This window comes from Streptomyces sp. NPDC002088 (genome assembly GCF_040296605.1).
Lineage (GTDB): Bacteria > Actinomycetota > Actinomycetes > Streptomycetales > Streptomycetaceae > Streptomyces.
This window is the reverse complement of record NZ_JBEOXO010000114.1, coordinates 1-1,397: the sequence shown is the minus strand read 5'-3', so window position 1 is coordinate 1,397 and position 1,397 is coordinate 1. Positions and strand designations below refer to the sequence as shown.

General features: G+C 33.7%; 2 protein-coding genes. Both read left to right on the top strand.

The features are described 5' to 3' along the window. Positions 1 to 151 precede the first annotated feature (151 nt). Complete coding sequence (locus ABT114_RS50400; RefSeq protein WP_351154117.1) at positions 152 to 832, top strand: IS6 family transposase; 681 nt, start codon at positions 152 to 154, stop codon at positions 830 to 832. A gap of 204 nt (positions 833 to 1,036) precedes the next feature. After that, positions 1,037 to 1,348 carry a DUF6442 family protein gene (locus tag ABT114_RS50395; RefSeq protein WP_349221543.1) on the top strand — a complete coding sequence of 104 codons (312 nt, stop codon included), beginning with the start codon at positions 1,037 to 1,039 and terminating at the stop codon, positions 1,346 to 1,348. The last annotated feature ends 49 nt before the right edge of the window (positions 1,349 to 1,397 follow it).

The following is a 1,397-nucleotide window of genomic DNA, read 5'->3' as shown; positions in this document are numbered from 1 at the left end:
GTATGACAAAAAGAAAGATCTTTTGCCCATTTTATTTTTATAAAATGGGTAGGTGGCGTTTGCGTAAAGCAAATCGAGGTTCTGTTGCAAAGTTTTAAATCTACTATCAAATAAGGTAGAATAATAGAAAAAGATAGCAGGAGGAATGACGATGAATCATTTTAAAGAAAAGCAATTTCAGCAGGATGTGATTATTGTAGCCGTGGGCTACTATCTTCGTTATAACCTTAGCTATCGTGAAGTTCAAGAAATCTTATATGATCGTGGCATTAACGTTTCTCATACGACGATTTATCGTTGGGTACAAGAATATGGCAAACTACTCTATCAAATTTGGAAAAAGAAAAATAAAAAATCCTTTTATTCATGGAAAATGGATGAAACGTACATCAAAATCAAAGGTCGTTGGCATTATCTCTATCGTGCAATTGATGCGGATGGATTGACTTTAGACATCTGGCTACGCAAGAAACGGGATACTCAAGCTGCTTATGCGTTCTTGAAACGACTACATAAACAGTTTGGTCAACCAAGAGTAATTGTCACGGATAAAGCGCCCTCTATTGGTTCTGCATTTAGAAAGTTACAGAGTAACGGTTTATATACTAAGACAGAGCATCGAACCGTGAAGTATCTCAATAACCTCATTGAGCAAGACCATCGACCAATCAAACGACGCAATAAATTTTATCGAAGTCTACGAACTGCCTCAACCACGATTAAGGGCATGGAAACAATTCGAGGAATATACAAAAAGAACCGAAGAAATGGAACGCTCTTCGGATTTTCGGTATCTACTGAGATTAAGGTCTTAATGGGAATATTAGATTAAGAACAAGAAGGATTATAAACCTTGTATTTGATTTTTAAACTTTGCAACAGAACCAATTATATGATTGAGAGCTTCTTAATTTTTTACGGACTTTTCATACTTTGTTTTTGACAAGTTTACTTATATCTTTAACAAGTTTGCTTATATAGTTGACAAGTTTACTTGTAAAGTGTTATACTTTATTCATAGAGAGGAAGAGAAGAAATGAATAATAAGAAGATTTTACAAATGGCACAACAAGAAAGTCAAGATGAGGGTAAACTATCGAAGTGGAGAAATATGTCAATAGTACACTATATTATGTTGTTACTTGCTTGGCTGTTTATTTTCACAATTAGGTTGCTAAAAAATGAATCTATAGACGATTTGTTTTTTATGTTATTACTTTTGGCTTTGGGACATGAAATATATCTGTTCAAAAAGAAGAGGTCGATGACTAACATCATAGTAATTGTAGTATTATTAATTGCTGTTTCTGTGATGGGCTGGAATTTAATGAGTGGAATTTTTAAATGAGGGATAAAGGAAAACTTGAGTTAAAGAATAGGTTAAAAGTGGCTCGTGC